This window comes from Mucilaginibacter sp. PAMB04274, from assembly GCF_039634385.2.
Lineage (GTDB): Bacteria > Bacteroidota > Bacteroidia > Sphingobacteriales > Sphingobacteriaceae > Mucilaginibacter.
The window spans coordinates 4,884,196-4,897,912 of sequence record NZ_CP155081.2; the positions used below are offsets into that span (position 1 = coordinate 4,884,196).

Annotated in this window: 11 protein-coding genes; 6 read left to right on the forward strand and 5 right to left on the reverse strand. The window is 43.2% G+C overall.

The annotated features are described in order from the left end of the window. Positions 1-178: 178 nt before the first annotated feature. Together ABDD95_RS20920 and ABDD95_RS20925 are read left to right on the forward strand one after the other, a co-directional pair. Positions 179-517: a helix-turn-helix transcriptional regulator gene (locus ABDD95_RS20920; RefSeq protein WP_345949303.1), complete on the forward strand. Its 339-nt coding sequence runs from the start codon at positions 179-181 to the stop codon at positions 515-517. Positions 518-1,117: 600 nt separating this feature from the next. Beyond that, entirely contained in the window at positions 1,118-4,009 is a 2,892-nt protein-coding gene (locus tag ABDD95_RS20925) for an AsmA-like C-terminal region-containing protein (protein ID WP_345949304.1), read from the forward strand. Positions 4,010-4,037: 28 nt separating this feature from the next. On the opposite strand, the gene ABDD95_RS20930 is transcribed toward ABDD95_RS20925, so the two are convergent. Beyond that, positions 4,038-4,622 (reverse strand): hypothetical protein, encoded by a 585-nt coding sequence (locus tag ABDD95_RS20930; protein WP_345949305.1) that lies wholly within the window; start codon positions 4,620-4,622, stop codon positions 4,038-4,040. Positions 4,623-4,698: 76 nt separating this feature from the next. Here ABDD95_RS20930 and ABDD95_RS20935 point away from each other — a divergent pair, with 76 nt between their 5' ends. Next, on the forward strand, positions 4,699-4,992 hold the full coding sequence (locus ABDD95_RS20935; protein ID WP_345949306.1) for a hypothetical protein: 294 nt from the start codon (positions 4,699-4,701) through the stop codon (positions 4,990-4,992). A gap of 143 nt (positions 4,993-5,135) precedes the next feature. Here ABDD95_RS20935 and ABDD95_RS20940 read toward each other — a convergent pair whose 3' ends face one another. Together ABDD95_RS20940 and ABDD95_RS20945 are read right to left on the reverse strand one after the other, a co-directional pair. Then, the gene (locus ABDD95_RS20940) at positions 5,136-5,357 is read right to left on the reverse strand and encodes a hypothetical protein (protein ID WP_345949307.1); all 222 of its coding nucleotides are present in this window, start codon (positions 5,355-5,357) and stop codon (positions 5,136-5,138) included. A gap of 337 nt (positions 5,358-5,694) precedes the next feature. Further along, positions 5,695-6,825, reverse strand: coding sequence for an alpha/beta hydrolase (locus tag ABDD95_RS20945; protein ID WP_345949308.1), 1,131 nt, complete (start codon positions 6,823-6,825; stop codon positions 5,695-5,697). A 205-nt stretch (positions 6,826-7,030) separates the two neighbouring features. On the opposite strand from ABDD95_RS20945, the gene ABDD95_RS20950 reads away from it, so the two are divergent. Next, complete coding sequence (locus ABDD95_RS20950) at positions 7,031-7,702, forward strand: STAS/SEC14 domain-containing protein (protein WP_345949309.1); 672 nt, start codon at positions 7,031-7,033, stop codon at positions 7,700-7,702. 215 nt (positions 7,703-7,917) lie between these two features. On the opposite strand, the gene ABDD95_RS20955 is transcribed toward ABDD95_RS20950, so the two are convergent. Together ABDD95_RS20955 and ABDD95_RS20960 are read right to left on the reverse strand one after the other, a co-directional pair. Further along, positions 7,918-8,394 (reverse strand): hypothetical protein, encoded by a 477-nt coding sequence (locus ABDD95_RS20955; protein WP_345949310.1) that lies wholly within the window; start codon positions 8,392-8,394, stop codon positions 7,918-7,920. 662 nt (positions 8,395-9,056) lie between these two features. Further along, positions 9,057-11,831 (reverse strand): PAS domain-containing protein, encoded by a 2,775-nt coding sequence (locus ABDD95_RS20960; protein WP_352432919.1) that lies wholly within the window; start codon positions 11,829-11,831, stop codon positions 9,057-9,059. A gap of 425 nt (positions 11,832-12,256) precedes the next feature. Between ABDD95_RS20960 and ABDD95_RS20965 the strand changes: the two genes are divergently transcribed. Both ABDD95_RS20965 and ABDD95_RS20970 read left to right on the forward strand, forming a co-directional pair. Then, positions 12,257-12,595, forward strand: a complete 339-nt coding sequence (locus tag ABDD95_RS20965) for a helix-turn-helix transcriptional regulator (protein WP_345949312.1) — start codon at positions 12,257-12,259, stop codon at positions 12,593-12,595. A gap of 219 nt (positions 12,596-12,814) precedes the next feature. Next, positions 12,815-13,633: an SDR family oxidoreductase gene (locus ABDD95_RS20970; protein ID WP_345949313.1), complete on the forward strand. Its 819-nt coding sequence runs from the start codon at positions 12,815-12,817 to the stop codon at positions 13,631-13,633. Positions 13,634-13,717 lie beyond the last annotated feature (84 nt).

A 13,717-nucleotide genomic window follows, 5' to 3' on the forward strand; every position in this document is an offset into this window, starting at 1 on the left:
ACCTTGCTTTAAAATATTTGTAATCCTGAGCGAGGTGTAAATCTACAAATTTGAAAACCGATAGATAGTGATAGCTAAGGGAACCTCGGGCTCAACAGTCGAATTTTAATTACAAAGAAAACTTTAGTTATCTTTGTAACGTAGTTAAGAGGTCGCTTATCATTTCTGGCATAATAATATGACGCCTAGTATCGGAAAAAAAATAAAAGCTCTCCGGAAGCAAAGAGGATGGCCAATCAGGCTGATTGCTGCGCAGCTTGATATATCAATTCCAGCCTATTCTAAAATCGAAACGGGATTTACAGATGTAAATATTTCAAGATTAGAACAGATTGCAAAGATATTTGACCTATCTCTAGTAAGTCTTTTTACGGACTGCGCTACTACAAGCACCTCCTCTGAAGAGGTAAGCATTGTTTATGAAAAACTGCGAACTAAGCAATCGCAGATTATTGATTTACAAAAGCAATTAATCAAAATTCACGAAGAAATTAGAGCATTTTCTGCGTCGAGTTAGCGCAGTCACCACTGTAGAAAAAGTGAATATGACTTGATTAACTTTGTGTAATGAATTCGATGGAAAGCTATCCGCAAGCTTAAGTCTCCTGTTAATGTCTTTTGTACAACTCTTTGGCCCGCACTTGATCGCGATTCTTGAGATAACATCCAACGGTCAGTTCAAAAGCATAAGGCATAGCTGTATTACGGCTAACTATTCGGTAGTGAGCGCGTAGGTCCGTATGGCATCTTTCAGGCGGTTGCGCCGCTGCAGGTATTACACATGCTGATGAGGTCACCGCCTCCAAAAGTGAAATCATACGGGTTCTGTTTGTTTGCCCTAATATCCCGTTAAGAAAGCAAGCCCTTGCTCGACACCCTCGACCATCTTCTCGCATATATCCATATAGACGGAAATTTTTAGGCATGGTAAATGTTCGTTTCTCAGAATGTGCAGGGTGGATAATTATTAGTATCAACTATGAAGTTCTTGGTATTCGTTGCCGTTATGATGTATCTTAAAAAGACCCTGATGAAGCTGGCTTGATTTTAGATAGTTAAAAGTTGAAGATATTTATAGATAATACTCTCTGGTCAATCTGAATCATTATATCAATGTATGGAAACGTTTAAAAAATTGGGTTGGAAGACTATAAAATGGGTTGGAATTTTTGTGGTCTTTGTACTGCTTCTGATGTTCATCATCCCGTTATTGTTTCCCGGAACAATCTCTGATCAGGTAAAAATATTTGCGAACAAGCGCCTGGCCGGTAAACTGGATTACAAAAAGGTTCATCTAACGTTTTTTCGGCATTTTCCCTCACTTACTGTATCGGTGGATGATTTATTACTCTTAGGATCTAAGCCGTTTCAACAGGACACTCTGCTGTCGGCAAAAGAAGTTTCAGCAGGAATCAATTTAAAAAACTTGATTTTTGACGGTGCTATCAAGATCGATGAGATCTATATAAATAATGCTTATGCCAATGTATATGTCAATAGTAAAGGGCAGGCTAATTACAATGTTTATGTGTCTGGTCCCTCTGCAAGTCCAAAAGACAGTACAGAAAAGGGCACCTCCTTGAAGCTCGATCTCATCAAGTTCAGGAACTGGCATATCGTATACAAGGACCATACGGCTAATGTTTTAGTGGATGCCAAAGGATTTAATTATACCGGTAAGGGCGGCTTAAGTGAAGATATTTTCGATCTGAAAACTGATCTTAACATTGATAAGCTAGACTTTAGTATGAACAGAGTCTGGTACGCCCAGCAGAAATCATTGCATGCCGACCTGATTACCAGAATCAACACCAAGGCGCTTACATTTGTGCTCCGGAAAAATGAATTGAAGATTAATGATCTCCCTTTGAAGTTTAATGGTTTCGTAAGTATTTTGAAGGACGGATATGACCTTGATATAAAAGCTGCGGCAGAGAAAACCAATATTCGTGATATGATTTCGGTGCTGCCTCCACAGTATCTGGATTGGGCAAAAGATACCAAGTTAGAGGGTAACAGCGATCTGTTTTTTAGCCTGAAAGGTATGTTTAGCGAACCCCGCAAACTGAGCCCTAACTTTACGGCACGTCTGCTGGTGAAGGATGGTGCCATTTCTAACGCAAAGGCTCCGGTGCCTATGAATAATCTTAACGTTGATCTGAACATTGATTTACCGTCTTTAGACGCGGAAAAATTGGGGCTTGATTTAAAACAGCTAAGCTTCGACCTTGGGAAGATAAATAATTTCCGTGCAGTTGTTAAAACCAAAGGATTGAGTAACATGACTGTAAATGCCAATATGAAAGGTGCTGTTAATTTGCAGACGCTGGATGAGGCATTAGGCTTAAAAGATCTTGAGATCCGAGGTTTAATGAATGCCGACGTTAAAGCAAACGGTATTTTCAGCATGAATAAAAAGTTGTTTCCAAAAACCAATGGCTATCTCGATCTGAAAGACGGCTGGCTAAAAACAACAGCCTATCCAAACCCCATCAAAAATATTAACCTGACTGCTAACATCAAAAATACCGATGGCACCTTTAGCAGCCTGGGTGTAAAACTTGCCCCTTTCCAATTTGATTTTGAGGGAAATCCGGTATATATTAATGCCGATTTACAAAACTTTGAAGACCTGCTGTATAAAGTACGTGCTAAAGGTGTTCTAAATATTGGTAGAATTTACCAGGTTTTTAAAAGGAAAGGTATTGATGTCAGTGGATTGATCAAAGCCGATCTTTCTTTAAACGGGCGCGAAAGTTATGCTACCACCGGTCAGTACAGTAAATTGGATAACAAGGGTACCCTGATCATAAAAAATGTAAAAGCAAATATCGAATACCTGCCTAAGCCATTTTATTTAAATGAAGGGAGCTTTGAGTTTGAAAACGAAAAAATGTGGTTCCGTAAATTTTATGCCACTTATGGCAAATCGGATTTTTCACTGAACGGTCATCTCCTTAATACCATTAATTATTTTATCGAGCGTAAAGGAACCCTTCACGGAAATTTTGGCTTGCACTCCAATTATATTCTGGTTGATGAATTTATGGCACTGAAAAGCGGTGATAACGACAATAAATCTATCGCCATTGAAAACGCAAAAGCCGAAAATCCTAAAAGCAGCGGCGTGGTGATCGTACCTAAAAATCTGGATGTCGCCTTAGCCGTAAACGCAAAAAAAGTAGGTTTTAAGGGGATGCATCTTGATCAGCTTCAGGGAACGGCATCCGTAAAGAGCGGCCAGATCTATTTAAAGAACACCTCCTTTGACCTGATTGGAAGCCGGATGAATATTGACGCCCGTTACCAGGATGAATCGCCTTTGACCGCTAATTTTGATGTTGCCTTTAAAGTCATGGACTTTAATGTGCAGAGGGCTTATAAAGAGATTGACATGGTGCGGCAAATGGCTACTTCTGCAAAGGATGTGAGTGGTATTGTATCAATGAATTATAAGCTGAAAGGTGATTTTGACCAGAACATGAATCCTATCTATCCCTCATTAGAAGGTGGAGGTGTGGTAAACCTGCGGGATGTAGCTGTGAAAAACTTAAAAATGCTTTCGGTAATTGGCGATAATGTAGGGGCCGATGCCTTTAACAATCCTGATATGAAAGGGGTTAATATTGAGACGCACATTAAGGATAACCTCATTCACATCAAAGAATTTAAATTTAAGGTTTCCGTTCTCCGGCCTTCCATTAGTGGAGCGACAAGTTTTAACGGATTATTAGATGTACTTGTAAAAGTAGGATTGCCTCCGGCTGGTTGGATCAGTGTTCCGGTTGCTATAACAGGTACAAGTGAAAAGCCGAAGCTTAAGTTTTTCAGCAGGACAGGCCAAGGAATTTTAACGGCCATATATAACCGGAAAATTAACAAGGTGATCCGCGAAGAAAAACGTGATGTAAATAAATCGGGCAGTGAGCAGCGCAAAGAAAAAAAAGCGCAGGAAAAGAAGGCCAAAAAGGCAGAGGAACAAATAGATAAAAACGTCAAAAAAAGCTAATTCAGGTCTTTTAGTGTATCACCAAAAGTTAGGTAGCACAATTGAACTGTGTTATAGTGATGTTTATCCTACCTAAAGGAGCACCTGGGTAGACTAGGCTTGATACGCACAGTTTCCGTAGAGCTATATATCCTGCAAACATTCTTTGAACTAAATAGTTACTTGCGTCGATATAATTTTGTTGGTTTACATGTCGCTTTATCAGATCATTGACCTTTAGTATATCACACCCAAAAACAAAAACCCTGTAGCGGTTCTGTGGAGGGTCATTACTGTACAGGATGACGTCGTCGAAATAGTTAATGTTCCTGCTTGCTAATTCAGTTCTTAAATGATCCCGTTCATCTGTTGATGCGACAAAACCGATCATATGCCTGTTGGCGTAACGGTCAGCCCTGATCACATTGAAGGCGTAGGCGACAGCCGCCTTTTCATCGGGAAAAGACTTCAGGTCCTGACGTTGCCCGCGCTCAGTATAATACCAGCTATAAACGCTTCCATTGTCGTCAAGACCATAACCTTCATCGATCATGATACCTCCTACAGCGTAATTATCGGCATAGCAGTTGGAACGTAGCCATTTTAATAGTTCATCTATGGTTGTAGGTATCATGCCTCAAATTACGATCAATCACTTAAAATCAAATATGATCATTCTGACAAGATAAATCCAGCTAATTTTACGGCTTATGTTACAATGTACACATTTACGTTCACTGGAAAAAGATCTTATCCACGCCGGCATGCGGGAAACTTTTCGCGGTAAAGCCTGGTCAGCAGGCTGCCGCGAATGGGTTTATTTCGATTGTGTATTGGATACTAAAGCGCTGCGCAACCGTTACCAGTTGGAAGCATTTATCAAAGAGCATCGAAATGATGATCCCCGCTCGGGATTGGAAGCCGGACTGGTATGTACGCTCTGCCAGGACGCCGTCATGGGTGTTCATCCGCTTCACGGAAACGGCAAAATTCATTATTCCTAAAATTTAGTGCATTGCGTGATCACAATTTGCCGTATAAGCGAGCGGGCTGCAAATTGCTGACCGCCAAATGAAAACTAAATTTCTGCTTTGTCTGCCTAACTGTGATATCTGCAAAAACAGTATAAAGGGTAATAATGCTAAAATTAATAATGGTCCTTTTCAGGATAACTTTTACCGCTCATTTTAATGACCTTATCGATGAGCATGAATAAGCCTGCCGTGAATAAAATAGATCCAGCTAAACTCACAAAACCGCCTATGGTGTAATACGTTGACATCTCATCGAACGGAATAGCCCGGCTTTGCGCATAATAAGACATATAAGTGAATAAAGCCGTCATCAATACCCCGATATCTGAGCCCATTATCAGGAAGATAGAATCAAGAGCACGTAAGCATTATAGTAATAACAGCAAGCGGCAAAGATCAACAAGGGCGCAACCAACGGTATCAGATTAGGTAACATTTTTAAAAGCTCCGTAGGACTATAATTTAGTAGTGAAAAAGCTGGTTACGGTGCATCATTAACGTAATAACAATCTATAAGTTAATCGCCGTAATCAATTATAGGGCCGAGTAAGGATTGATAAATGAGAAAATCAATGCTCTTGCACAATCAGGGTGATATATTATGAGTCCTTTGAAAAGGCAAAAAAAACCGGCAGGATTTCCTGCCGGTTTGAGGTGAGTTTAATATCTTAATTACAAACCAAAAGCTTTTTTCAATTGGTCAGCGGCATATTGCTCTGCGTCCTTGGCCTGCGGTACGACCGCACCCATGCCAAAAAATTCGTGGGTAACACCATCATAGTTCTTGCTATCTACGCTCACACCGGCAGCCTTCAATTTGTCGGCCAGCATCGTCCCATCATCATGCAAAGGATCATATTCAGCGGTTATGATCGTGGTTGCCGGTAAGCCTTTCAGGTTCGCGGCTACCAAATTGATACGAGGATCCTTGCCTTCGCTCATGCTATTCAGATAATTTTTAACAAACCAGGCCATCATCGGTTTATCCAGCGGTTTGTCATTCGCATTTTTCTGATAAGAAGCAGTATTCATGTCCGATTGCGCCACGGGATAAACTGCTAAGATCGACGTCGGCAGCATCACGCCTTTATCGCGTGCCATGATCGCCATGTTCACTGCCAGGTTTCCGCCGGCGCTTTCACCCGCCACTGCGATCTTCTTCGGATCGCCTTTTATCGAAGCGGCGTTCTTGACTACCCACTGGTAGGCCGCGAACGCATCTTTATGCGCAGTTGGGAACTTATGCTCCGGTGCCAGACGGTATGCTACCGATACGACCACAGCGTTCACCAGGTGCGCCAACGCTTTTGGTGCTGCGTCATATACATCCAGGTTAGCGATCACAAATCCGCCGCCATGGTAATAAACGATGACCGGCAAATTGCCGCTGGCACCCTGCGGCGTGTAAACGCGGACATGGATATTCGCGCCATCCGACGGGATATCTTTGCCCATGGTGTCAACTTTCATATCGGGAATCGGGATGTTATTCTCCTTCATCAGATCCATCACCGCGTCTGTTGGCGTGTGATTTTTTCTGGCTTCCTGCGCGGTTAGTTGCGGGATCGGCTTGTCGCCGTAACTGGCCAGTTTTTCGATGACCGCCTGCATTTCCGGTTTCAGGTCAGGGCCCCAGGCTGGTTTAGCCATCTTCGGTTTTAAGGATTTGCTGCTGTCTGTTTTAACCACCGTACTGTCGTTAACGGTGGTGGTGCTGTCCGTTTCTGAACTGCTGCCTTGCGAGCCGCAAGCTGCCAGCACACTTGAGGCCAGCATCAATACATAAATAGATTTGTTTTTCATGGTAAATGTTTAACACATAACTTGAAAATTTGCGGTTTGTTCGAAAATTGAATCACCTGCTTATCACTCACAGTTGTGACAGCAATTGCTTACAAGAGCCAAACCTATCTGCTCAATAATCGTTCAATTCTAAAAGGGAGGCCGTATGTTAAAGAAGATCGACCAATTGCCGGAAAATGTTTTGGGTATCCGTGCTATTGGGAAAGTGACACGGAAGAATATAGAGCAGGTATTATTGCCTGAACTGGACGCACTGGCTGAGCGGACGGGGAATTTGAATTATCTGCTGGTGCTGGAGAATCAGGTGCAGGATTTTACGGCGAATGCCTGGTGGAAAGATATGATTTCCAGCCTAAAGCATTTTACACAATGGAACCGAATCGCGGTAGTCACCAACCAGAAAGCCGTCGAGATCTTTACCGACCTGTTCGAACTGGTGGTTCCAGGCCGCTCTAAAGGCTTCAGGCCCGACCAGTTGGACGAGGCTTTAACCTGGGTACAGGCAGAACGCCCGCAGATGGCAAGACGGATCTCACCTAAATGGCACGCGGTTATCGACTATGCTATGGTGGGTGGCCTGCTGTTATTGCCCGCTTTATTCAAACTCAACCGGAAAGCCAGGTTGATCTATGCCGTCGAAGCTGCGGTATTGCTGCCCTATGTTGCGATAACCCGTCACCCGGTGGCCGTAAAAGGCATTATTCCGTTTCGAACGCACGGTAAGATCGACCCTTTCAACATTGCCCATTTCGGACTACAAAGCCTAGCTGGGCCATTTCGCAAGCACCGCAAGTCCCTGCTATTTAATATAACCTTTACTGCTGTTGCGGGACTTACTGTATTATTGACCGATTATGAGGCTCCGGAAACCACCTGATCTACAGCTCTTCAAATGTAAAAAACCAGAGCGGTCAATAGGCGATGCTATTGAAAAATTAAAGCTACTTTTAAAGATAATTTTCAACTATTTATGGTCTGCTGCCGAATACGCACAAAATATGATCAGGCATGACCCACTGGTATCAGTTTGTATATACGCCCCGGAAAGAGGATATCAGCCGATTCAGATAAGTAGGCTCATTATCTGAAACCTTATTTCGTCAAGTTATAACGGCCCTCTGTAGGTTGCAAGGATTTGACATTGAAAAAAACGGTGTTCAAAGACAAATATGGACAATCACCATCGTTATTTTGCACGCTATAAATGATCGTATCTACAGGTTGATCCTTGATCTTCATGATCAAGGTATTCCTTCCGGCACCATTCCTAACCGGGATCAAGAATACCCGTATGGTGCCCGTCGTATTGCCGATAACCCTGGCGCGAAGCGTATCCTTTCTGGCTACATCTGATCGCCTGAAGAAGAAAAGATCGCTAGTCTGATATCGAGGAGAAGCAGCGAAAAATAAATCTTCTTGGGTAGCTGCACTTAAAATATTGACTGGCAAGACAAGTTCCGGGTGAGGCTCGCATCCAATCGGTGATTGCTCCGCATTTTTAATGCAGGACGAAAGTGACATGATAATGCAGGTCATGCAAACAAGCTTAGCGGTCAGTAGATATTTCATAAGTCACAAATAGTTAATAACAGTCATTAGGATTATGCGTTCAAAGTGTTAGATGCGACATGTGTTGATAAATCTCTCGCTATGGTCTGACCGTATATCCCTGTTTAATAACGCTTTTTTTGATTCATCTGACGCTAATTATCGTAGATTGAAGCGTAACTTCCGCCGTGAAATTAACGCGAGATAAAGCGCCGCGGATTTGCACTCCTTTCCAGATCGATCACCAAATACAGGGCGTTCTCCGGGCTCCGCAATGCGGAGCCCGCCGGGCAATTTCACTCCGGCGGGGCGCTTAAGCATGATATCTTATTTACAGTGACCTACTGTATCTGATATATGAAATTCATTATTTGCTTTCTTCAACGTATAAGTAGTCGCATGACTATTTGCGATAATTATTCAGGAGCTTATATAAATTTTGATATATATATATATATATATATCAACTTTATAAATGGGAGGTAAATTCTAAATTTATAGATTACTTATTCAATAGCTAATTTTTTTAGAAATATACCTGCAATATCGCATCAAAATACTTGGCGTAACTAGTAGTTTGTACAAAATAAAATCATATGACCGTCGAATGATTTATAAATTAAGGTTGAATAACCTAGAAACGGTTAGAACCGTATCGGTGCCAATGAAGTTGCCCTAAATTTTCATTCAACAACCGGTAATGTAAAATAGAATGTACTTCCTTTAGCCAGCTCACTTTCCGCCCAAATGTCTCCGCCATGCCGCTTGATAATTTCGCAGCACAAGTACAAACCGATACCAAACCCCGCTATGTTGGTATCTTTAACGGCCTGTACCCGATAATATCGCTCAAATAAATTGGGCAAATCCTCTGGACTGATACCTCTGCCTTCATCTTTTACACTAAATATCGCCTTGCCATCCCTGGTTACGCAGGCAATACTGATCATTGAGTCACCAGGCGAATACTTGACGGCATTGCTGATGAGGTTGTTCATGACCTGGCCTATCTTGTCGCGGTCGGCATTCACCCAGGTTTCTTCTACAGGTGCAAACATCACTTGATGACTGGATATGGTTGCAACTGACTCTTCCTCGGTTTCCTGAACCAGCTCAGCCATATCGAACCGCTGCAGGTCAATCTGTATTTTACCGGACTCCAGTCGCGACACGTTCAGAAAGCCGTTGATCATGGTGGTCATCTTAGACACTTGTTTATTAGCTTTCTCCAGAACACCAGTGGTAAAAGTGTCTTCCCCTTTCCTGGCTTTCGATTGTAGCATTTGCAGGTAACCTTTCATAGAGGTCAGCGGCGTTTTTAGTTCGTGACTGACCATGCCGATAAAATCATTCTTACGCTGTTCGTCTGTCTTGTCTTCGGTGATATCCATAATAACGCCATAGAACTGCGTATATCTGCCTTGGGCATCAGGGTACAAGCCGCCATAAGATCGTACCCACCTGACTTTTTGATCGTGCAATCCATTGATAATATAGTCAATGCTGTATTTCTTACGCGTTTCGATCGTTTCCTGAACAGCTTCGAGCACTTTGCCGCGGTAATCAGCAGCGATCTGATTCACAAAGGCCTCATAAGACAGCTCTTCGTCCGGGTGATAGCCGAACAGTTCTTTGAGCCGTGGAGAAGTAACAAAGGCAAGTATCTCTGTATTCAACACATAGGTACCTACATCAGCCGTTTCAATGGATAGCCTGGCCATTTCTTCTGCCTGCTCAATTTTTAGACGGCTATGCATTTGTTCGGTTATATTCATCACAATACCAGAGAAGATGGTAGCATTTCCGTTCTGGTCCTGCGTGATCCTGCCCAATGATCGCAACCAAACTATTTCGCCATCGTTGAAGCGGCGCTGCGTATAGGTAATGTCAAAATCACCACCCGCGTTAATGGCCTGTTCGATCTCCTGTGTGATCCGCGACCGGTGTTCTTCCGTCACTTGTCCGATGGCCTGGTCATAGGTCATGAGTCCATCGCCTTCATAACCAAAAATCTGCGCCAGTTCGGGATTATACTGCAAAGCCCTCGTAACCGGATGGATATGCCAGGATCCTAATTTTGCAGCGGCTACCGCGTGACGCAGCTGTGTTTCCGCATGTTCTACCTTTTGCCGCGCATTGACCTGATCAGTTACTTCATAAGCGAAATTGATGATGCCGTCAATATGGCCGAGTTCATCACGCCAGGCATGATAACTAAAATTGAAATAGCGCGCCCTGAGCGGTTCGCCTTCAAAATCAGGCAGCGGAACCAGTTGATCATAGAAGCGCCTGGTTTCACCAGTCGTATAAACTTCAAGAAGCGCTTGCTCAACAGCAGTTTCCTTAAGCTCGGGCAGCGCCTCAAAGAAGGGGCGCCCGGAAAGATGATGCCCTGGAAGAATGGCTTGATATTCTGAATTGACAATACTGAACACATAGTCAGTGCCTCGCATTAGCGCCAGACCTGCCGGGGCTTGCATAATGAATTGATAAAGCTTTTCCTGTTCGTCCTCGATCGCTTTATTTAGCTTTGCCAATGCCAACTCGTCCTGCTTGGACTCTGTAACATCGATCAGGGCGCCGTATAAATAGCCGTTATTATGCCCCTGAGTCTGCATAAGCTTGCCCACGGAACGTATCCACCGCTCTGTACCGCCCGCCTTTTCAATGATAGGGTATTCCACGTTAAATTGTTCCCCTTTGGCCAGCGAAGCATCTACCGCATCCATAGCGTATTGTACGTAATCTGGCCTGACCTGTGCCAGCGCCTGGCGATAGGTCAGGGATTCATCCGGTGATAAGCCATAGATACGTTTAACTTCCGGCGTGGTGAACCATTCACCGTCCGGCGTCATAGACCAGGTGCCCACCGAAGCGGACTCGGCAGCAATACGCAGCGTTTCGGCTGTACTGGCCAGCTCATTTGTTCTTTCTATTAATAGCTGTTGGACTTTGAGTAACTCTTCGTTAATGGCAGTGAGTTCTTTATTCGCTGCTGCAAGTTCTGCCGTGCGCTCATGAATTCTTCTTTCGAGTTCGCAGTTCAAATCATTTAAACCGGTTTGGGCAACCTCCAGCTTTTGATTAGACTCGTTCAGCTGCCCGTTTAGCTCGGTTTCCCGCTCATAAGCTTCCTGCTGCTCACGCGCCCTTGCCGTAATGGCACGGCCTAAATTAAGTTCAGTTACATCGATAGCCGTGTGCAAAATGCAATCAACTTTACCTTGTTCATTTCTGATGGCACGATAAGCGAAATCAAAATAGAAGGTTTGTAACTTTCCGTAAACCAATAGTTCGGCAGGAGTGTCTTTTGCCTCATAGGTAATGCCGGTACGCCATACATTTTGCAGCAGGCTGATAAACGGTTGGCCAACCAGTTCAGGAACAGCCTGGACTAGCGGCTTGCCAATCACGCTGCGATCTTTACCCCAGAAGCCGATCATCACGTCGTTCGCCATCTGGATGATGAGATCCTCACCAGTGTAAATTCCCGTAGCGTTCTGTGAAAGCGAGAGAATTTCTAATAATTTTTCATTGGAGAACCGATGGATCATAAATGCAGGTTACTATGATTGGAATGTAAGTAAAGATAATCATGTAAGTGGCAATTGATGTAACTTTGCCTGACATTACTTTTTAAGTGTGCTGACAATTCAGATCAGGTGACTTTAAGATCTGACTACAGTTGATTCAATTATTAGAAAGACCTTGCTTTAGAATATCTGTTATTCTGAGCGAGGTGTAAATATAGAAATTTGAAAACCGATAGATAGTGATAGCTAAGGGAATCTCCAGCCTAATAGTTGAATTTTAATTACAAAGAAAACTTTAGTTATCTTTGTAACATAGTTAAGAGGTCGCTTATCATTTCTGGCATAATAATATGACGCCTAGTATCGGAAAAAAAATAAAAGCTCTCCGGAAGCAAAGGGGATGGCCAATCAGGCTGATTGCTGCGCAGCTTGATATATCAATTCCAGCCTATTCTAAAATAGAAACGGGATATACAGATGTAAATATATCAAGGTTAGAACAGATTGCAAAGATATTTGAGCTATCTCTAGTAAGTCTTTTTACGGACTGCGCTACTACAAGCACCTCCTCTGAAGAGGTAAGCATTGTTTATGAAAAACTGCGAACCAAGCAATTGGAGATTATTGATTTACAAAAGCAATTAATCAAAATTCACGACGAAATTAGAGCATTTTCTGCATCGACTTAGCGCAGTCACCACTGTAGAATAAATGAATATGACTTAATTAACTTTGTGCAATGAATTCGATGGGAAGCTATCCACAAGCTTAAGTCTTCTGTTAATGCCTTTTTACAACTCTTTGGCCAGCGCTTGATCGCGCTTCTGTAAAAAGTATACAACTTGCCTGAATTTGTATTATCTGCTGCTATGTATCTATGATGACCTTTACATCATAATATAAGCAACATGAAAAACACAATTTTAATTACCGGTGCCAGCAGCGGTATAGGTAAAGCAACAGCAAAACTATTTCTGGAAAAAGGTTGGAACGTAATAGCGACCATGAGGAATCTTGAAGGAGAAACAGAGCTTAATAACTTCGACAACGTTCTCCTCGCCAAACTTGACGTGCTTGACCTGGGTAGTATAGAGCAGGCTATCGCTGACGGCATTCGAAAGTTTGGAAAGATCGACGTGCTGGTGAACAATGCAGGTTATGGCGCCTTCGGCCCGGTGGAAGCCTTCTCCAGAGAAAATATCATCCGCCAGTTTAATACCAATGTAATTGGGCTGGTGGACGTTACGCGTGCGGTGCTACCGCACTTCCGCAGCAACCAAGGTGGCATCCTGGTCAACATCTCTTCCATTGGTGGCAAAATGGCCTTTCCGCTGGGTGCTCTATATCACGGAACCAAATTCGCGGTGGAAGGCATATCAGAAGCTTTGAGCTATGAAGTGGAGCAATTTGGTGCCAAGGTTAAAATTGTAGAACCTGGTGCCATTGCTACTGACTTTGCCGGCCGCTCTATCGACTTTAGTAACGATGAATCGATGACCGAATACCAGGCTTTAGTAGGAAAAGTTAACGAAGGCATGCCTGCCTTTTTTGAAAATGCCTCTCCAGCCAGCGTAGTTGCCGAAGTAATTTACGAAGCCGCAACAGATGGAACTAAAAAGCTAAGATATACTGCAGGAGAAGATGCGAAGGGTATTGTTGCCCGCCGCCAGGAAGCTGATGATGACACCTTCTTTAGCGAAGTCAAAGTCATGTTTAAACTTGATTAAATCGAATGCACAGGGTCAGCTTCGTATAGCGGCCCTGTGTTTTTTGCGATCAATCAGTTAACTTTATGACACCCTTAATCAACA